Genomic DNA, 17,786 nt, shown 5'->3' on the forward strand with positions numbered 1-17,786 from the left:
GCATCCACCGATCGGCTGATGCCCGTTCGAGCGAGCCGGCCGATGTGCGGGGGCCGCCCCGGCGGCGACGCTGGTGCCATGTCCGTCATCGAAGTCACCGACCTGCGCAAGACGTACGACGGCCGAGCGGTCGTCGACGGCGTCTCCTTCACCGTGGAGGAGGGCGAGATCTTCGGGATCCTCGGCCCGAACGGCGCGGGCAAGACCACCACCGTGGAGTGCGTCGAGGGTCTGCGGGCGCCCGACGCGGGCCGGGTGCGGGTCGCCGGGCTGGACCCGGTCGCCGACCACGCGAAGGTCGCCCGGGTGCTCGGCGCCCAGCTCCAGCAGAGCGAACTGCAGCCGAAGCTCACCGTCCGCGAGGCGCTGGAGCTCTACGCCTCCTTCCATCCCCGGCCGCTCGACTGGGCCCCGCTCGCCGAACGTCTCGGCCTGACCTCGAAGCTGACCACCCGGTTCGCACGTCTGTCCGGCGGCCAGAAGCAGCGCCTGTTCATCGCGCTCGCGCTGATCGGCGACCCGCGGATCGTCGTCCTGGACGAGCTGACCACCGGCCTCGACCCGCGGGCCCGCCGGGACACCTGGGAGCTCATCGAGGACGTGCGGGCCGGCGGGGTCACCGTCCTGCTGGTCACCCACTTCATGGAGGAGGCCCAGCGGCTCTGCGACCGGATCGCGGTGATCGACAGGGGCCGGGTGGCCGCCCTGGACACCCCCGCGGACCTGATCCGGCGCTCGGCGGGGGCCACGGTCATCAGCTTCACCCCCTCCGTCCCGCTGGACGACCGCGACCTGGGCGCGCTGCCCGAACTGGCCTCGGTCGAGCACAAGGAGGGCCGCGTCACCCTGGCGGGCACCGACGCCACCGTCAACGCCGTCATCACCCTCCTGGCCCGCCACCGCGTCACCGCCCACCAGTTGCGCGTCGTGGACGCCACGCTCGACGACGCGTTCCTCGACCTGACGAAGGAGACCGCGTCATGAGCACCGCCGTCCTGAGAACCGAGCTGCGCCTGTTCCGGCGCGAGCCCGGCGCCCTGTTCTGGATTCTGCTGTTCCCGAGCCTGCTGCTGGTGATCCTCGGCTCCGTCCCGTCCTTCCGGCAGCCGAGCGACGGCCTCGGCGGTCTGCGCACCGTCGACGTCTACGTCCCGGTGGCCGTGCTGCTCGGGATGATCGTCGGCGGCCTGCAGTCGATGCCGCAGACCCTGACCGGGTATCGCGAGCGCGGCATCCTGCGCCGGATGGCCGTCACGCCCGTCCGGCCGTCCGCCCTGCTGTCCGCGCAGATGCTGGTGTACGGCGCGGCGTCCCTGGCGTCGGCGGTGCTGGTCCTCGCGGTCGGGCGGCTCGGCTTCGACGTGCGCCTGCCCGAGCAGCCCGTCGGGTACGCGCTCGCCCTGCTGGCGGCCGTCCTGGTCGCGCTCGCGCTCGGATCGGTGGTGTCGGCGCTGTCCCGTACGACGAAGATCGCGGGAGCGATCGGCTCCGCCGTGTTCTTCCCCTCGATGTTCTGCGCCGGCGTGTGGGCGCCGGTGCGGACCATGCCGGACACCCTCGCCCGCATCGTGGGCTGCACCCCCTTCGGGGCGGCCGCGCAGGCCCTGGACCAGGCGGCGGCCGGTCACTGGCCCGGCTGGAGCCACCTCGGCGTCCTCGCCATGTGGATCGTGCTGCTGACGGGCGCCGCCTCGCGCTGGTTCCGCTGGGAATAGGCGCGGGGCCGTGCAGACTGGTGAGATGACCACGGCGGACCGGCAGATCGAACGGCGCTGGGAACAACTGCACACCTGGGGGCCCTACGGACTGCTCGGCGTCGGCGTCGTCCTCGCGGTCGCCTCCGCCCCCGAGATCGACCGTTCCGTCCAGTGGTACACCGCCTGGGACCTGGTCGGCGCCGCGATCGCCCTCCAGCTGGGCTGGCAGGGCATCCGGTCCGGGCGTCCCGGCCGCGGCCGGACCCCGTCGCGGACCGGGACGGTCTACTACGTCCTGCGCTGGGCCCTCGCGTTCGCCCTCACCTGGATCGACCCGTTCTTCGCGTTCTACGCCGCCACCGGCTACATGGACGCCGACGAGCTGCTCCCCGCCAGGTGCCAGCGGCTCGGACTGTTCGCGAGCGCGGTCACCGTGGCCGGTGCGCAGGCCGGCGGGCTGCCGTTGCACGGCACGGTCCAGTGGATCCTCTTCGCCGGGCTGCTGGCCGCCAACTCCGGCCTGCAGCTGGTGATCGCCCACATCACGGGCCAGGAGGCGCAGCGCACCCGCGAGCGCACCGCGACCATCGCCGAACTCGAGCGCACCAACACGGCGTTGCAGCAGGCCCTCGACGAGAACGCCGCCCTGCACGCCCAACTCCTGCTCCAGGCACGGGAGGCGGGCGTCGCCGACGAGCGCCGCCGCCTCGCCGCCGAGATCCACGACACCATCGCCCAGGGACTCACCGGCATCATCGCCCAGCTCCAGGTCGTCGCGAACGCCCCCGACCTCGACGTCGCCCGCACCCACCTCGAACGCGCCAGCGACCTCGCCCGGCACAGCCTGGGCGAGGCCCGCCGCTCCGTCCACAACCTGGCCCCGGTGGCCCTGGAGCACGACGGGCTGCCCGAGGCGCTGAAGAAGACGGTCGCCGAATGGGGTGAACGGACCGGCGTACGAGCCGAGTTCACCGTTACCGGCACCGTGGAACAGCTCCACGACGAAGTGGCCGCCACCCTGCTGCGCCTCGCCCAGGAGGCCCTGTCGAACGCGGCCCGCCACGCCCGTGCCTCGCGCGTCGGCGTCACCCTCTCCTTCCTGGGGGACGAGGTCCTCCTCGACATCCGCGACGACGGCCGGGGCTTCGACCCGCAGGCGGTGCGCCGGCGCACCCGGACCGGGGGCTTCGGCCTGGACGGCATGCGGGCCCGCGCCGAACGCGTCGCGGGCGCCCTGACCGTGGAATCGGCCCCGGGCCAGGGCACGGCGCTGTCGGCTCACGTACCGTTGATCCGCCGTGAGTGACGAACCCCTGATCACCCTGCTGATCGTGGACGACCATCCCGTCGTGCGGGACGGCCTGCGCGGCATGTTCGAGTCGGCCCCCGGTTTCCGGGTCGTGGGCGAGGCGGCGAACGGCGTCGAGGCGCTGTCGGCCGCCGCGACGGCCGACCCGGACGTGATCCTGATGGACCTGCGGATGCCGGGCGGCGCAGGGGTGGACGCCATCCGCGAGCTGACCCGCCGCCGGGCGCGGGCGAAGATCCTCGTCCTGACCACGTACGACACCGACTCCGACACGCTCCCCGCGATCGAGGCGGGCGCGACGGGCTATCTCCTCAAGGACGCCCCTCGCGACGAGCTGTTCACGGCGGTCCGCGCGGCGGCGGAGGGCCGTACCGTGCTGTCCCCCGCGGTGGCCACCCGGCTGGTCACCGCGGTCCGCGCTCCCCGGACGCCCGCCGCCGAGCCGCTGTCCGCGCGCGAGCGCGAGGTCCTCGCCCTGGTGGCGCGGGGCACGTCCAACCGCGAGATCGCCCGCGAGCTCTTCATCAGCGAAGCCACCGTGAAGACCCATCTCACCCACCTGTACGCCAAGCTGGGCGTCAACGACCGCGCGGCCGCCGTCGCGGCGGCCTACGAGCGGGGGATCCTGGGGCGGGCCGGAGGGTGAGCGGGGGAGCGGCCCGCGGGGCGAGCCGGGGCGCGGCGCGGCGGACCGTCTCCTGACGGCGGCCGCAGCCGCGCCGTGGCGTGCGCGGGCGGGAACGCCGCCTCAGCCCGCCGTCCGACGCGTCGGCCCGCCGCCTGCACCCCTCAGGCCGCCGCCCGCACGCCTCAGGCCGCCGCCTGCGCGCGTCAGGCCGCCGGCCTCACGCCTCAACCCGCCGCACGCCTCGGCCCGCCGTCCGCACGCTTCAGCCCACCACCCGCAGCAGCAGTACCGCCCGCCCCGGCACCGTCACCGCCGTCCCCGCCGGAAGCGTCACCCCCGGGGCCTCGCCCTGCTCCTCCCGTGAGGTGTCGACGACCACCTCGTACCGCTCCGCCCACGGCGGCCCCGGCAGGACGAAGTCCGCCGGCCGGTCCCCGGCGTGCAGGACGGCGAGGAAGCTGTCGTCGGTGATCGGGGCGCCCTGCTCGTCCCGGCCGGGGATGTCCCGCCCCGACAGGTACATTCCCAAGGTCGCGGCGGGCGCGTACCAGTCCCCCTCGGTCATCTCCGTGCCCCGCTCCGTGAACCACGCCAGGTCCCGCAGCCCGTCCGCCGAGTGCGCCCGGCCGGAGAAGAAGGCGCGCCGGCGCAGCACCGGGTGCCGGTGGCGCAGCGCGATCAGCCGCGAGGTGAGGTCGAACAGGGCCCGCCAGCCCGGGTCCTGCAGCAGCCCCCAGTCCACCCAGCTGATCTCGTTGTCCTGGCAGTAGGCGTTGTTGTTGCCCCGCTGGGTGCGCCCCAGTTCGTCGCCCGCGACCAGCATCGGCACGCCCGTCGACAGCAGCAGTGTCGTGAGCAGGTTGCGCAACTGCCGTCGCCGCAGCGCCCGTACGCGTTCGTCGGCCGTCTCGCCCTCGACGCCGCCGTTCCAGGAGCGGTTGTCGTCGGTGCCGTCCCGGTTGCCCTCGCCGTTGGCCTCGTTGTGCTTGCGCTCGTAGGAGACCAGGTCGCGCAGGGTGAAACCGTCGTGCGCGGTCACGAAGTTGACCGACGCGTACGGCCGCCTGCCGCCCCAGGCGTACAGGTCGCTCGACCCCGACAGCCGGTAGCCCATCTCCCGCACGTCGGGCAGCGCGTGCCGCCAGAAGTCGCGCACGGTGTCGCGGTAGCGGTCGTTCCACTCCGTCCACAGCGGCGGGAACGCGCCCACCTGGTAGCCGCCCGAGCCCACGTCCCACGGCTCCGCGATGAGCTTCACCCGGCGCAGCACCGGATCCTGCGCGATCACCGCGAGGAACGGGGACAGCATGTCGACGTCGTGCATGGAGCGGGCCAGCGCCGCCGCCAGGTCGAAGCGGAAGCCGTCGACGCCCATCTCCGTCACCCAGTAGCGCAGCGAGTCGGTGATCAGCCGCAGCACATGCGGCTGGACCACGTGCAGGGTGTTCCCGCAGCCCGTGTAGTCGGCGTAGCGCCGGGCGTCGGACTGCAGGCGGTAGTACCCGCGGTTGTCGACGCCCTTCAGCGACAGGGTCGGGCCGAGCTCGCCGGCCTCGGCCGTGTGGTTGTAGACGACGTCGAGGATCACCTCGATCCCGGCCGCGTGCAGGGCGCGCACCATCCGCTTGAACTCGCCGACCTGCTGTCCCGTGGTCCCGGCGGCCGAGTAGGCGGCGTGCGGGGCGAAGTAGCCGATCGAGTTGTAGCCCCAGTAGTTCTTCAGGCCGCGGCGCAGCAGATGGTCCTCGTGCGCGAACTGGTGGACGGGCAGCAGCTCGACCGCCGTCACGCCCAGCCGCACCAGATGGTCGAGGGCCGCCGGATGGGCCAGCCCGGCATAGGTGCCGCGCAGCTCCTCGGGGATCTGCGGGTGCAGCCGGGTGAAGCCGCGCACATGCAGCTCGTAGATCACCGAGTCGGCCCACGGGGTCTTCGGGCGGCGGTCGTCGGCCCAGTCGTCGTCGTCGTGGACGACGACGCCCTTGGGGACGTGGGGCGCGGAGTCCCGTTCGTCGCGCACGGTGTCGGCGACCTGCTGCTGGGGCCAGTCACGGACGTGCCCGTAGACCTCCGCGGGCAGCGCGAACTCGCCGTCCACCGCGCGGGCGTAGGGGTCGAGCAGCAGCTTCGCCGGGTTCCAGCGGCCGCCGGTCCACGGGTCCCAGCGGCCGTGCACCCGGTAGCCGTACCGCTGGCCCGGCATGATCCCGGGCACGAATCCGTGCCAGATCTCGTGGGTGAGCTCGGTGAGCCGGGCGCGGGTCTCGCGTCCGGCCTCGTCGAACAGGCACAGGTCGACCGCCTCCGCCCCGCCCGCCCACAGGGCGAAGTTGGTGCCCGCGACCCCGTCCGGGCCGACCCTGAACCGGGCGCCCAGGGGCGTCGACGCACCCGGCCACACGGGTGGGCCCGGCACCTTGCGCGGCGCACCGTTCACGACGATGGCCGGCGTGGCGCGCTGGGCCGCCACCGCCTCCTGCTCGGCTGCGCTGGACACCGTTCAGCCTCCCGCGGCTCGTGGAACGACGTGGGAAAAGAGCGCGCGGTGTCCCGGCCGCGGCTCCCCGTCGTGTCGTCCTCCCCCCATTCCTGCCCAGAGCGGCCCTCGCACTCACGTTTCCCCGGGGCGTGCCCGGTCGTTGGGCACGCCGTGAGGCACGTACAAGGGCGCGCACGGCGCGCGGGGGTCGCACTGGCCGCCGTACTGACATGGGCAGGACTACTGGCCGGGGCCGCCGGCTGCACCGGCGGCGACAGCCGGAGCGGACTCGACCGGATGCTCGGCAAACCGCCGGCCCCCGAGGACGTCATCCGCGTCTCCCCGCGGGACGGCGCCACGGGCGTGCGGCCCGGGGAGAGCCTGCGGGTGCGGGTGCCCGACGGGCGGCTGGAGTCGGTGAAGGTCGTCCGGTCGCAGGACGCCGAGGAGACGGAGGTGAAGGGCAGGATCGCCGCGGACGGCCTGAGCTGGCGGCCGGACGGCGACCGGCTCGCTCTCGCCGCCCGCTACACCGTGGACGTCGTCGCCCTGGACGGCGACGGCGACCGCTCGGCCCGCCACACCACCTTCACCACGCTCGTCCCCGACAAGCGCTTCATCGGCTACGTCACCCCCGAGGACCGCTCCACCGTCGGCACCGGGATGATCGTCTCGCTGGAGTTCAACCGGGAGATCGAGGACCGGGCGGCCGTGGAGCGCGCCGTCCGGGTCACGGCGCAGCCGGCGGTGGAGGTCCGGCCCCACTGGTTCGGCCGCGCCCGGCTCGACTTCCGCCCCGAGGAGTACTGGAAGCCCGGCACCCGGGTCACGGTCGCGCTGGGGCTGCGGGACGTCGAGGGGGCGCCCGGCGTCTACGGGCTGCAGGAGAAGTCGTTCTCGTTCACCGTCGGCCGCAGCCAGGTGTCGCTGGTCGACGCGGCGAAGCACACCATGCAGGTGCGGCGCGACGGACAGCTTCTGGCGACCGTGCCGATCACGGCCGGGGCGCCGGAGAACACCACGTACAACGGCAGGATGGTGGTGAGCGAGATGCTGGAGCTGACCCGGATGAACGGCGCGACGGTCGGCTTCAAGAAGGCCGACGGCAAGGGCGAGTACGACATCCCGGACGTGCCGCACGCCATGCGCCTGACCAGCTCCGGCACCTTCCTGCACGGCAACTACTGGGTGGACGACGTCTTCGGCCACGCCAACGTCAGTCACGGCTGCGTCGGCCTCAGGGACGTCCGGGGCGGCGCCTCGGACACGCCCGCGGGGTGGTTCTTCGACCGCAGCCTGATCGGGGACGTCATCGAGGTCGTCCACAGCAAGGACAAGCAGGTCGCCCCCGACAACGGCCTCGGCGGCTGGAACATGACCTGGAAGGAGTGGACGGCCGCCCCCGTGCGCTGACCCGAGGGAGGTTCGCGCCCTCCGGGGGCGACCTTCCCCGCCTTCCCATGGTCCAAGTTGGGACTGAACGGTGACATTTTCGGCCCGTCCAGGCCGCTGACCATGTGGTTAATATGCGGCGAACGCGGGGGACGCGTCGCTGTGCGGCCCGGGGAGGGCCCGGGGGAGTGGGGAGAACGACTTTGAACGTGCGACCGATACCGGGGGCGTCGGTTGGGGGGCGCTCACGCGGCCGCAACAGGCGGCTGGCGCTGATCGCCGGTGGAATGCTGCTCGCCGTCACGGCGTGCGGCGGCGGCGGTGACGGATCCGGATCCGACGGGAAGGCCGGCGGCGACAAGGGCGCCACGGCCGCCGCGGAGAGCAAGCAGTCGGAGGCGGTCGTCACCATCGCCCCGAAGACCGGCGCCAAGGGCGTCGACACCAGCGGCGCCCTGAAGGTCACGGCGGCCAAGGGCAAGCTGACCGAGGTGACCGTCAAGGACACCAAGGGCAGGAAGATCGAGGGCGCGATCTCGGCCGACGGCGGCGGCTGGACGCCCGCCACCCACCTGGCCGCGTCCACCGCGTACCAGGTGCACGCGGTCGCCAAGGACTCCGCGGGCCGGACGGCCGCCGAGGACTCGTCCTTCACCACGCTGAGCCCGCAGAACACCTTCATCGGCAACTTCACGCCCGAGGACGGCTCGACGGTCGGCGTCGGCATGCCGTTCTCGGTCAACTTCACGCGCGGCATCACCAAGCCGGACGACGTCGAGAAGGCCATCAGGATCACGACCGTGCCGGCCGTCGAGGTCGAGGGCCACTGGTTCGGCAACGACCGCCTCGACTTCCGTCCCGAGAAGTACTGGAAGGCCGGCACCAAGGTGACGGTCGAGATGAACCTGGACGGCGTCGAGGGCCGCAAGGGCGTCTACGGCAAGCAGTCCAAGACCGTCTCCTTCACCGTCGGCCGCGACCAGGTGTCCGTGGTGGACGCCAAGAAGCACACGATGAAGGTCACGCAGAACGGCAAGGTCGTCAAGACCATCCCGGTCACCACCGGCAAGCCCGGCTACGCGACCTGGAACGGCCAGATGGTCATGAGCGAGAAGTTCACCGTGACCAGGATGAACGGCGACACGGTCGGCTACGACGGCGAGTACGACATCAAGGACGTCCCGCACGCCATCCGCCTGACCAACTCCGGCACCTTCGTGCACGGCAACTACTGGGGCGGCGACGCCTTCGGCAACTACAACGCCAGCCACGGCTGCATCGGACTGCGCGACGTGCGCGGGGGCTACGACAGCTCCGTCGCGGCCGCGTGGTTCTTCGACCACTCGATCGTCGGCGACGTGGTGGTCGTGAAGAACTCCACCGACCCGACCGTCGACCCCTCCAACGGCCTCAACGGCTGGAACATCCCCTGGGCGGAGTGGAAGAAGTAGAGGCGGCGGACGCCGCGAGGGCGCACGCTCTCCTGGCCGGGCCCGGTGCTGTGACCTATGGCACCGGGCCCGTCGTCGTTAATGGTGGTTAACCTGCTGGCATGACCGTGAATCTCGAAGTCGCCGAAGGCGTCGGCACCCTCCGCCTCGACCGCCCGCCCATGAACGCGCTGGACGTGGCCACCCAGGACCGTCTCAAGGAGCTCGCCGAGGAGGCCGCCCGACGCGACGACGTCCGCGCGGTCGTCCTGTACGGCGGGGAGAAGGTGTTCGCGGCGGGCGCGGACATCAAGGAGATGCAGGCGATGGACCACACCGCGATGGTGCTGCGCGCCCGCGCCCTGCAGGACTCCTTCACCGCCGTGGCCCGCATCCCCAAGCCGGTCGTGGCGGCCGTCACCGGGTACGCGCTGGGCGGCGGCTGCGAGCTCGCGCTCTGCGCGGACTTCCGGATCGCCGGGGACAACGCGAAGCTGGGCCAGCCGGAGATCCAGCTCGGGCTGATCCCGGGCGCGGGCGGCACCCAGCGGCTCTCCCGGCTGATCGGCCCCTCGAAGGCGAAGGACCTGATCTTCACGGGCCGCATGGTGAAGGCCGACGAGGCGCTGGCCCTCGGCCTGGTGGACCGGGTCGTCCCGGCCGCCGACGTGTACACCGAGGCGCACGCCTGGGCCGCCAGGCTCGCGCAGGGACCGGCGATCGCTCTGCGCGCCGCCAAGGAGTCGATCGACACCGGTCTGGAGACGGACATCGAGACGGGTCTGACGGTCGAACGCAACTGGTTCGCGGGTCTCTTCGCGACCGCCGACCGCGAGACCGGCATGCGCAGTTTCGTGGAGGAGGGTCCGGGCAAGGCCAAGTTCCTGTGAGCAGCGTCTCCATTCAAGTCGCCGGAATCGCTTGCAATTGACGGGGTGTCTCATCCGGGTCCCCCGAAGGGGCGGTTTATGGGAACCTTAAGGGGACCTTAAGACTGCCTTGCCGGGGGTGATCGTCGATCACTCCTGGGCGGGCCGTCCTCGCAGGTGGGTGCGGGTGCTCCGGTGGTCGACCTGCCTCCGGCATATGCCGAACGCCTTCTGGGGAGGGCCCGCACCCGGGGGGCGTATTCCGGCGGAACGGCCCCGACGGCGTCGGCGGGCGGCCATGATGGGGGCATGGCGGGGCTGGAGGGCATCGAACAGCCGCGGGGACGGAGCCGTGCGACCGCGGCGCGCTGGTCGCCTGCGGTCGAGGACGAACGGGCGCTCAAGGCGCTGGAGTTGTTCGGAAACCCCACGGAGGGCGAGGTCTCCCTGCCGTCCCGCCCCGAATCCGCCGCCAGCGCGCGTCGACTGGCTCAGGTCGTCGTCCTGCGCCAGTGGGGGCTGACCCCCAAGATGACCGAGGACGTGGTCCTGCTCGTCTCCGAGCTCGTCGGCAACGCCGTACGGCACACCGGCGCACGGGCCTTCGGCCTCCGGATGCGGCGCCGGCGCGGGTGGATCCGCGTCGAGGTCCGCGACCCCTCCCGGGGCCTGCCCTGTCTGATGCCGGTTCAGGAGCTCGACGTCAGCGGCCGGGGTCTCTTCCTCGTCGACAAGCTGTCCGACCGCTGGGGCGTCGACCTGCTGCCCCGGGGGAAGACGACCTGGTTCGAGATGCGGGTCGCCGACCGGTAGACGGGCGGCGGCCGGCGCGCGCGGGCAAGGAACGGGTAAGGCGTCGGGCGGCAGGCTGCGTCAATGGCCCGGATTACGGGATATCGCCCCTTAAATGGGGTGGATGACCACATCCGACCGCCGTTCCGCGTTGCGGGCGGGCGCGGGGCTCGTCGCCGGAGGCGCGATCGCGGCCGCGTGCTCGCCCTCCGGGGCCTCCCCCTGCGCCGCCCGCCGCACCCCCGCGTCCCCGTCCGCCGCCTCCGCACCGTCGGCCTCCGGAGCGGCGGCCCGGCCTCTCGTCGCGCCCTCGCCGCGCGCCTTCCCCCGGCAGCCCGTCCAGATCGCGCACGGTCCCCGCGACCGGCCCCGCGTCGCCCTCACCTTCCACGGCCAGGGCGATCCCGCCGTCGCCCGCGCCCTGCTCGGCGAGGCCGAACGGCACGGCGCCCGGGTCACCGTGCTCGCCGTCGGGACCTGGCTCGACGAGCACCCCGACATCGCCCGCCGGATCCTCGACGGCGGCCACGACCTCGGCAACCACACCCAACGCCACCTCGACGTCAACGCGATGTCCGAGGCCGAGGCGACGGCCGAGATCGCCGGGTGCGCCGAGCGGCTGCGCAGACTCACCGGGTCCATCGGCACCTGGTTCCGCCCCTCCCGCGCCGCCCGCGCCTCCCCGCTCGTCGAGCGGCTGGCCCAGCGCGCCGGTTACCCGCACGTCCTCTCCTACGACGTCGACTCCCTCGACTTCACCTCGCCCGGCGCCCCCGCCGTCACCCGCAACGTCCTCGGCGGGGTCCGCAACGGATCCGTCGTGAGCCTGCACTTCGGTCACGCGGACACGGTCGCCGCCCTCCCCGTCCTGCTGGACGAACTCGCCCGCCGCCGCCTGCGCGCGGTCACTGCCACGGAGCTGATCGGCTGATGCACCCGAACCTCGTGAAACGCACCCTGCTCACCGGCGCGGCGCTCGCCGTCCTCGCCGCCTGCGGCGCCGGGGCCAAGGACGGCTCGGACGGCGCCACCAGGGCCGCGGTCCCCGCGCCGGCGAAGAAGGCCGCGAAGAAGCCGGTCGTCGACGGACTGCCCGGCATGCCGCCCGTGCTGGACCCGAAGGACGTCTACGCCGCCGACCGCCCGAACCGGCTCTCCCCGGTGGTCCGCGACTTCCCCTCCCGGGTCTACGTCCCCAACACCGAGTCCGACACCGTCTCCGTCATCGACCCGCGGACGTACCAGGTGATCGAGACCCTCCGGGTGGGCCGGCAGCCGCAGCACGTCGTGCCCTCCTGGGACCTGAAGACGCTGTGGGTCAACAACGACCGGGGCAACACCCTCACCCCCATCGACCCCAGGACCGGAAAGACCGGCAGGTCGGTCGAGGTGCACGACCCGTACAACCTCTACTTCACCCCCGACGGCAAGTACGCCGTCGTGATGGCCTCCCTCGACCGCGAGCTCGTCTTCCGCGACTCCCACACGATGAAGCGCATCAAGACCGAACCGGTCACCTGCTACGGCGTCAACCACGCCGACTTCTCGCTGGACGGGAGGTACTTCATCGTGTCCTGCGAGTTCAGCGGAGAGCTGCTCAAGGTCGACACCGAGAAGATGAAGGTCGTCGCACAGCAGAAGCTGCCGTTCCACGGCGCGATGCCGCAGGACGTCAAGATCTCGCCCGACGGGAAGCGCTTCTACGTCGCGGACATGAAGGCCGACGGGATGTGGGTCGTCGACGGCGACACGTTCGGCAAGCCGGCCTTCCTGCACACCGGCAAGGGCTGCCACGGGCTGTACGTCAGCCGCGACTCCCACGAGATGTACGTGTCCAACCGGGGCGAGGGCACCGTCTCCGTCTTCGACTTCCGCGCGAACGCGCTCACGAAGAAGTGGCGCCTCCCGCAGGGCGGCAGCCCCGACATGGGCGGCGTCTCGGCGGACGGCAAGGTCCTGTGGCTGTCGGGACGGTACAACTCCGAGGTGTACGCCATCGACACCCGCACCGGAAGCCAGCTCGCCCGCATCAAGGTCGGCAGCGGACCGCACGGCCTCGCCGTCTACCCCCAGCCCGGCCGCTACTCGCTCGGCCACACGGGCGTCTTCCGGTAGGCGTGCCGTCCCGCCGCCTCTCGGGTCTCCACCCGGGAGCCGCGTGGTGCGGCTCACGCGGCCTCCTCGGCGACGCCGACCGGGCCGCCGACCGGGCCGCCGCCCTGGACCGCCCGACGGCCGCCGCCGGCGAACGTCTCGCCCGTCGCCGGGTGTTGTCGTCCCTCGTCGCCGGTCACGCCTGTCCGCAGAGCCACGACGAGGAGTTCTCCCGGGTGGTCGCCGCGCTGCGCGCTCCCCGGGGCCGTTAATCTGACCTGCGTCAGTAGGACAGCAAGACAGCACGTATGACCGCAAGGCATCGTCAAGAGGGGCGGATCGGTGGCCGACATCGAAGAAGCGCGCAAGCAGTTCCAGCGGATCGACACGGACGGCGACGGCTACATCACCGCGGCCGAGTTCAAGACCGCTCTGGCCCAGGGGGGCGACTGGAACGTCACGGAGTCGGTGGCCGAGGTCATCATCAAGAGCCGTGACCTCAACGGCGACAAGGTCCTGTCGTTCGACGAGTTCTGGGCTCACCTCGACAAGTGACCCGGGCTGAGCCGGGCCGGGCCGGGCCGGGCTGAGCCGAGAGGGGGGCGCCGCCTGTGCGGCGTCCCCCTTCCTCATGCCGTCCGCCCGGCGCAGGCGCAGGCGCCGGAGCGGGCACCGGAGGACCCGTGCGAAGACCCGCGCACGGGAGCGGAATAGTTCCGCGGAGTGCGAGGTTGACGCCGTCCGGACGCATGCATGTGCATTGATACGGATCGCTCATCGACCTCGGATCGCATCGGAAGGCAGGGCCTGTCATGAAGATCGGCATCATCGGCGCGGGCAACATCGGCGGCAACCTCACCCGGCGTCTCACCGCGCTCGGCCACGACGTCGCGGTCGCGAACTCCCGCGGCCCGCAGACGCTCACGGATCTCGCGAAGGAGACGGGGGCGACCCCCGTCCCCGTCGGGGAAGCGGCACGCGACGCCGAGATCGTGGTCGTCACGGTCCCGCTGAAGGCGGTCCCGAGCCTGCCCTCCGGCCTCCTGGACGGCGCGGCCGACGGCGTGGTCGTCATCGACACCAACAACTACTACCCGCAGCAGCGCGACGGCCGGATCGCGGCGATCGAGGACGAGGGCCTCACCGAGAGCCGCTGGGTCGAGCGCCAGCTCGGCCACCCCGTGATCAAGGCCTTCAACGGCACCTACGCCCAGGACATCCTGGACCGCCCGCTGCCGGCCGGCGACCCGGACCGGGTCGCGCTGCCGGTCGCCGGCGACGACGGGGCGGCCAAGGCGAAGGTGCGCGCCCTGATCGACGAGCTCGGCTTCGACACCGTCGACGCGGGCGGCATCGACGACTCCTGGCGTCAGCAGCCCGACACCCCCGTCTACGGCCTGCGCGCCGGCGTCGAGGGGGTCACCAAGGCGCTGGCCGAGGCGAGCCCGGAGCGCCCGGCGACGTTCCGCGGCTAGTCGGACGACGTCCAGGGGGACGTGCGGCCCGTCGGGGACCCGAACACGATCGGGTCCCCGAAGCGTCAGACCGGCCGCTCGGGGCGGCCGGCGGCCCCGGCGTCCCCGTCCTCGGCGGCCCCGGCGTCCCCGTCCTCGGCGGCCCCGGCGTCCCCGTCCTCGGCGGCCTGCTGCGCCGTCCGGCGCCGCTGGATCAGCCCGAACAGCTCACGGCACTCCTCGGCTCCCTCGGCGGCGTACGGCCCCAGGCCCCGCGCCGCCGAGGCGAGAGCGGCGCGGAAGTCGTCGGCCCGGTCCGCGTCGACGAGCGCGTCCAGCCGCGCCAGGGAGGACGACAGCTCCTTGCGGCGGTCGCCGCCCAGCGTGTTGGCCCGCTGGATGTCCCAGTAGATCTCGGGCGGAGCCGCCAGGATGCGACAGGCCAGCGCCACCAGGGTGCGGGCCGGGGGCGGAGCGATCCGCATCAGGGTCGGCACGTCCACCGGCGCGGCCAGGAGCGCGTCCACGAACGACAGCACCGCCGCGTGCGGCAGCGCCTGCAGCACGGACATCGCCGCGTCGTGTCCCGCCGGGTCCATGACGGAGACCGTCATGGACCCGGCCTGAAGACGCGCCGTCATCCGGCGGACATGAGGATCCGTGCCGGCCGGCTGTCCGGGCGCGGCCGCGGGGGCGATCACCACGACCGACTGCCCCGCGGAGGGCAGGGTGGGCGAGAACATCGGGTTGACGCCGCGCAGCGGGGCGCGGAGCCCGTGCTCCGACGAGGCCTCGAACAACGGCAGCTGGACCGAGCAGGTGGACACCACCACCGTTCCCGGACGGGCGTACCCGGCCAGCCACGGCACGCACGCCGCGGCGACGTCCTCGGGCAGCGCGAGGACCACCTCGTCGGCCGCGGCGACGGCCGAGCGCAGAGCCGCGGAGGGCGCGCGCACATCACCGGGGTGGTCCGCGCCGGCGCCGAGGTCGGCGGTGGCCACCGCGTCCCCGGCGTCCGTGAGATGAGCGCGGTACCAGCGGCCCACCGTGCCGGCCGCGCCCAGCAGCACGATCCTGCGGCGCCCCGCCGCCTCGTCCGTGTCCGGGGTGCTCAACGCTCGACCTCCCGCTGCCAGCCGCGCAGCCCGAAGTAGGGCACGCTCGCCTTGACCAGTGTCTCCTCGTACTCCTCGTCGGGGTCGGACTGCGCGGTGATCGCACCGCCGACGCCGAAGCGGGCCGTGCCCTCGCGCACCACCGCGGTGCGGATCACGATGTTCAGATCGAGCGCGCCCGAGAACGACAGCCAGCCCAGGGCGCCCGAGTAGACACCCCGGGCCGTGCCCTCCAGCTCGTCGATGATCTCCATGGTCCGCTTCTTCGGGGCGCCGGTCATCGAGCCGCCCGGGAAGCAGGCGCGCACCGCCGAGAGCGCCGACTCGGTGCGCCGCAGCCGTCCGCGGACGGTGGACACCAGCTGGTGGACGGAGGAGTAGCTCTCGATCGCGAACGCGTGCGGCACGTGGACGCTGCCCGGAACGCACACCGAGTTGAGATCGTGCCGGACCAGGTCGACGATCATCAGGTTCTCGGCGCGGTCCTTGCGGGAGGACCGCAGCTCCTCCCGCAGCGCCGTGTCCTCCTCGGGCGTCGCGCCGCGCGGGCGGGTGCCCTTGATGGGCCGTGACTCCACGATGCGGCTCTCGTCCACCCGCAGGAACGTCTCCGGCGAGGAGCACAGCACCTCGACGTCCCCGGCGCGCAGGTAGGCGCCGCGGGGCACCGCGCTGATGGTGCGCATCCGGGTGTAGGCGGGCAGTCCCGCGCCCACGCCGGACAGTTCGGCGCTGTTGGTGAGGCAGATCTCGTAGCTCTCGCCGTCGGTGATGAGGCGTTGGCTCTCCTTGATCTTCGCGAGGTACGCGTCGCGTCCGTCGCGCAGGCCCAGCAGCCGCTCCGACACCGGACCCGGCGCGTAGGCGGCGGCCCGGCCCGGACCGGCCGCGCTCATCGCCGCCGGAGCCACGGGCGCGCTCCGCGCGGTGAGCGACGCCGGGACGTCCCGGCTCCCGCCCGCGCGGCGGCCGCCCTCGCCCTCGCGGTTGTCGTCGGTGTCGGCCTCGTAGGCGTCGTTGTCGTCCACGGGAACCAGCCGGCAGGCCAGGGCGACGCCGCGCTGGTGATCGAAGACGGTGAACGCGCGGGTGTGCAGGAACCACGCCTCGGGCTCCGGCGAGGCGTGCCGCTCGTCCCCCGTGGTGAGCGCCTTCAGCTCGTACCCGAACCACCCCACCAGACCGCCGCGGAACGGCATGCTCCAGTCCGCGGGCGCCGTGACCTCCACGGCGTCGACGATCTCCTCCAGGAGAGCGAAGACGTCGCCCGTCACCTCCTCGGTGCGGCCGGGGCCGCGCAGGGTGAGGCGGCGCCCGGCCAGGTCGTAGCCGAGGACGACGTCGCCCTGCTCGCCCCAGGAGCCCATCAGCGAGTACCGGGAGCCGGGGTGCTCGCTGCCCTCGGAGTCGAGCCAGAAGGCGTAGGGGCGGCCGGCACAGTGCCGGTGGAAGAAGTCCGCGGGCGTGTCCGGCGTGGTGAAGGCCTCGGCTTCCAGACGCATCCGCAGCGAGCCGCCCGCCCTGCGGAACGCCGCCACGGACGCGGGCTCCCCGGCCGCGGCGCCGGTCGCGTCCCCGGCGGCCGGGGAGGCGGGGGGCGGCGCGCCGTCCCCGGCGTGGTGACGGACGGCGAGCGCGACGAAGTTGGCGAGCAGGCCGTGCCCGCCGGCCGACTCGACGGACTCGGGATGGAACTGCACGCCCCACACCGGCCGGGAACGGTGCGCGACGGCCATGACCAGCCCGTCCCGGGTCCAGGCGGTGCGCTCCAGCGTGTCCGGCAGATCGGTGCTGACCAGCGAGTGGTAGCGCACCACCGGCAGGTCCTGCGGCAGCCCCGCGAACAGGCCGGTGCCCAGGTGGGCGACCGTGTCGACGACACCGTGCGCGGGGGTGGGCGCGTGGACCGTGCGCCCGCCGAAGAACTCGGCTATCCCCTGATGCCCCAGGCACACGCCGAGCAGCGGCAGTCCGCAGCGCGCGATGATCTCGCGGCAGACGCCGAAGTCGGCTTCCCGCGAGGGCCGTCCGGGGCCGGGCGAGAGGACGACGGCGCCGCACTCGTCGAGCGGCAGGGCGTCGTAGCGGACCGTGTTCGGCAGCACGAGCGGCTGCACACCGGTCACTTCGTACAGGTACTGCGCGATGTTGAGGGTGAAGGAGTCGAAGTTGTCGATGATGAGGACCTTCACCGGTCTTCGGCTCCGTTCAGTTCCGCCATCAGCACGTCCTCCTGGGCACACGTCTCGGCCACGATCCGCTCGAAGAGGTCGCCGAGATACTCCTCGGGCAGGCCGTGGGCGGCCGCGTGCGCGCGGGCCCTGCCGACGACGAGCCCGACGCGCGAGGGCTGCATCATGGGGATCCCGTGCTCGGCCTTGAGCCGGGCGATGTCGAGGCAGAGGTCCATCCGCTCGACGATGAGCCCGAGCAGCCTGCGGTCCAGATCGTCGAGCCGGTCGCGCAGGGGGCCCAGCACCGTCGCCGCCTCGGCCTCGCCGGGCGCCGCACCAGACGTGATCAT

The 17,786-nt window shown here is 72.9% G+C and carries 17 protein-coding genes; 13 read left to right on the top strand and 4 right to left on the bottom strand.

Going from position 1 to position 17,786, the window contains the following annotated elements; translation table 11 throughout:
- The first annotated feature begins 78 nt into the window (after positions 1-78).
- Genes Sri02f_RS16160 through Sri02f_RS16175 form a run of 4 tightly spaced genes read left to right on the top strand, consistent with a single transcriptional unit; the run spans position 79 to position 3,652 of the window.
- The gene (locus Sri02f_RS16160) at positions 79-984 is read left to right on the top strand and encodes an ABC transporter ATP-binding protein (protein WP_167467557.1); all 906 of its coding nucleotides are present in this window, start codon (positions 79-81) and stop codon (positions 982-984) included.
- Positions 981-1,715 carry an ABC transporter permease gene (locus Sri02f_RS16165; protein WP_109002007.1) on the top strand — a complete coding sequence of 245 codons (735 nt, stop codon included), beginning with the start codon at positions 981-983 and terminating at the stop codon, positions 1,713-1,715. Before Sri02f_RS16160 ends, Sri02f_RS16165 begins: the two co-directional genes overlap by 4 nt.
- 25 nt (positions 1,716-1,740) lie before the next feature.
- Positions 1,741-3,003, top strand: a complete 1,263-nt coding sequence (locus Sri02f_RS16170; RefSeq protein ID WP_109002008.1) for a sensor histidine kinase — start codon at positions 1,741-1,743, stop codon at positions 3,001-3,003.
- Positions 2,996-3,652 (top strand): response regulator, encoded by a 657-nt coding sequence (locus Sri02f_RS16175; RefSeq protein WP_109002009.1) that lies wholly within the window; start codon positions 2,996-2,998, stop codon positions 3,650-3,652. The genes Sri02f_RS16170 and Sri02f_RS16175 overlap by 8 nt, the downstream gene beginning before the upstream one ends.
- Before the next feature lie 244 nt (positions 3,653-3,896).
- Here Sri02f_RS16175 and glgX read toward each other — a convergent pair whose 3' ends face one another.
- On the bottom strand, positions 3,897-6,131 hold the full coding sequence (gene glgX, locus Sri02f_RS16185) for a glycogen debranching protein GlgX (RefSeq protein WP_109002010.1): 2,235 nt from the start codon (positions 6,129-6,131) through the stop codon (positions 3,897-3,899).
- Between the two features lie 153 nt (positions 6,132-6,284).
- Here glgX and Sri02f_RS16190 point away from each other — a divergent pair, with 153 nt between their 5' ends.
- The 9 genes from Sri02f_RS16190 (at position 6,285) to Sri02f_RS16230 (ending at position 14,165) form a co-directional block, all read left to right on the top strand.
- Positions 6,285-7,526, top strand: coding sequence for a L,D-transpeptidase (locus Sri02f_RS16190; protein ID WP_109002011.1), 1,242 nt, complete (start codon positions 6,285-6,287; stop codon positions 7,524-7,526).
- A 182-nt stretch (positions 7,527-7,708) separates the two neighbouring features.
- Positions 7,709-8,956 (top strand): L,D-transpeptidase, encoded by a 1,248-nt coding sequence (locus tag Sri02f_RS16195; protein ID WP_245970648.1) that lies wholly within the window; start codon positions 7,709-7,711, stop codon positions 8,954-8,956.
- A gap of 101 nt (positions 8,957-9,057) precedes the next feature.
- A complete protein-coding gene (locus Sri02f_RS16200) occupies positions 9,058-9,825 on the top strand; it encodes an enoyl-CoA hydratase/isomerase family protein (protein ID WP_109002013.1) in 768 nt (255 codons plus the stop codon).
- A 288-nt stretch (positions 9,826-10,113) separates the two neighbouring features.
- On the top strand, positions 10,114-10,617 hold the full coding sequence (locus tag Sri02f_RS16205; protein ID WP_109002014.1) for an ATP-binding protein: 504 nt from the start codon (positions 10,114-10,116) through the stop codon (positions 10,615-10,617).
- A 103-nt stretch (positions 10,618-10,720) separates the two neighbouring features.
- Positions 10,721-11,527 carry a polysaccharide deacetylase family protein gene (locus tag Sri02f_RS16210; RefSeq protein WP_109002015.1) on the top strand — a complete coding sequence of 269 codons (807 nt, stop codon included), beginning with the start codon at positions 10,721-10,723 and terminating at the stop codon, positions 11,525-11,527.
- The gene (locus Sri02f_RS16215) at positions 11,527-12,711 is read left to right on the top strand and encodes a YncE family protein (RefSeq protein ID WP_109002016.1); all 1,185 of its coding nucleotides are present in this window, start codon (positions 11,527-11,529) and stop codon (positions 12,709-12,711) included. The genes Sri02f_RS16210 and Sri02f_RS16215 overlap by 1 nt, the downstream gene beginning before the upstream one ends.
- Positions 12,712-12,713: 2 nt before the next feature.
- A complete protein-coding gene (locus tag Sri02f_RS16220) occupies positions 12,714-12,962 on the top strand; it encodes a hypothetical protein (protein WP_109002017.1) in 249 nt (82 codons plus the stop codon).
- A gap of 70 nt (positions 12,963-13,032) precedes the next feature.
- Positions 13,033-13,245, top strand: coding sequence for an EF-hand domain-containing protein (locus tag Sri02f_RS16225; protein WP_069770515.1), 213 nt, complete (start codon positions 13,033-13,035; stop codon positions 13,243-13,245).
- A gap of 257 nt (positions 13,246-13,502) precedes the next feature.
- Entirely contained in the window at positions 13,503-14,165 is a 663-nt protein-coding gene (locus Sri02f_RS16230) for an NADPH-dependent F420 reductase (RefSeq protein WP_109002018.1), read from the top strand.
- 65 nt (positions 14,166-14,230) lie between these two features.
- Here the strand turns inward: Sri02f_RS16230 and Sri02f_RS16235 are convergent, their stop codons facing one another.
- Genes Sri02f_RS16235 through Sri02f_RS16245 form a run of 3 tightly spaced genes read right to left on the bottom strand, consistent with a single transcriptional unit; the run spans position 14,231 to position 17,786 of the window.
- Positions 14,231-15,262 (bottom strand): prephenate dehydrogenase dimerization domain-containing protein, encoded by a 1,032-nt coding sequence (locus tag Sri02f_RS16235; protein WP_159106711.1) that lies wholly within the window; start codon positions 15,260-15,262, stop codon positions 14,231-14,233.
- Positions 15,259-17,454: an aminodeoxychorismate synthase component I gene (pabB, locus tag Sri02f_RS16240; RefSeq protein WP_167467559.1), complete on the bottom strand. Its 2,196-nt coding sequence runs from the start codon at positions 17,452-17,454 to the stop codon at positions 15,259-15,261. The genes Sri02f_RS16235 and pabB overlap by 4 nt, the downstream gene beginning before the upstream one ends.
- Complete coding sequence (locus Sri02f_RS16245) at positions 17,451-17,786, bottom strand: chorismate mutase (RefSeq protein WP_109002021.1); 336 nt, start codon at positions 17,784-17,786, stop codon at positions 17,451-17,453. The genes pabB and Sri02f_RS16245 overlap by 4 nt, the downstream gene beginning before the upstream one ends.

Origin of the sequence: Streptomyces rishiriensis, assembly GCF_003112535.1 — a bacterium.
In the GTDB taxonomy this organism is placed as follows: domain Bacteria; phylum Actinomycetota; class Actinomycetes; order Streptomycetales; family Streptomycetaceae; genus Streptomyces; species Streptomyces rishiriensis.

What these genes read in the sequence shown, in the direction of transcription:
- Sri02f_RS16160 (WP_167467557.1), top strand. Translation starts at nt 79, where the DNA reads ATGTCCGTCATCGAAGTCACCGACCTGCGCAAGACGTACGACGGCCGA.
- Sri02f_RS16165 (WP_109002007.1), top strand. Translation starts at nt 981, where the DNA reads ATGAGCACCGCCGTCCTGAGAACCGAGCTGCGCCTGTTCCGGCGCGAG.
- Sri02f_RS16170 (WP_109002008.1), top strand. Translation starts at nt 1,741, where the DNA reads ATGACCACGGCGGACCGGCAGATCGAACGGCGCTGGGAACAACTGCAC.
- Sri02f_RS16200 (WP_109002013.1), top strand. Translation starts at nt 9,058, where the DNA reads ATGACCGTGAATCTCGAAGTCGCCGAAGGCGTCGGCACCCTCCGCCTC.
- Sri02f_RS16205 (WP_109002014.1), top strand. Translation starts at nt 10,114, where the DNA reads ATGGCGGGGCTGGAGGGCATCGAACAGCCGCGGGGACGGAGCCGTGCG.
- Sri02f_RS16210 (WP_109002015.1), top strand. Translation starts at nt 10,721, where the DNA reads ATGACCACATCCGACCGCCGTTCCGCGTTGCGGGCGGGCGCGGGGCTC.
- Sri02f_RS16215 (WP_109002016.1), top strand. Translation starts at nt 11,527, where the DNA reads ATGCACCCGAACCTCGTGAAACGCACCCTGCTCACCGGCGCGGCGCTC.
- Sri02f_RS16230 (WP_109002018.1), top strand. Translation starts at nt 13,503, where the DNA reads ATGAAGATCGGCATCATCGGCGCGGGCAACATCGGCGGCAACCTCACC.
- Sri02f_RS16245 (WP_109002021.1), bottom strand. Translation starts at nt 17,786, where the DNA reads ATGATCACGTCTGGTGCGGCGCCCGGCGAGGCCGAGGCGGCGACGGTG.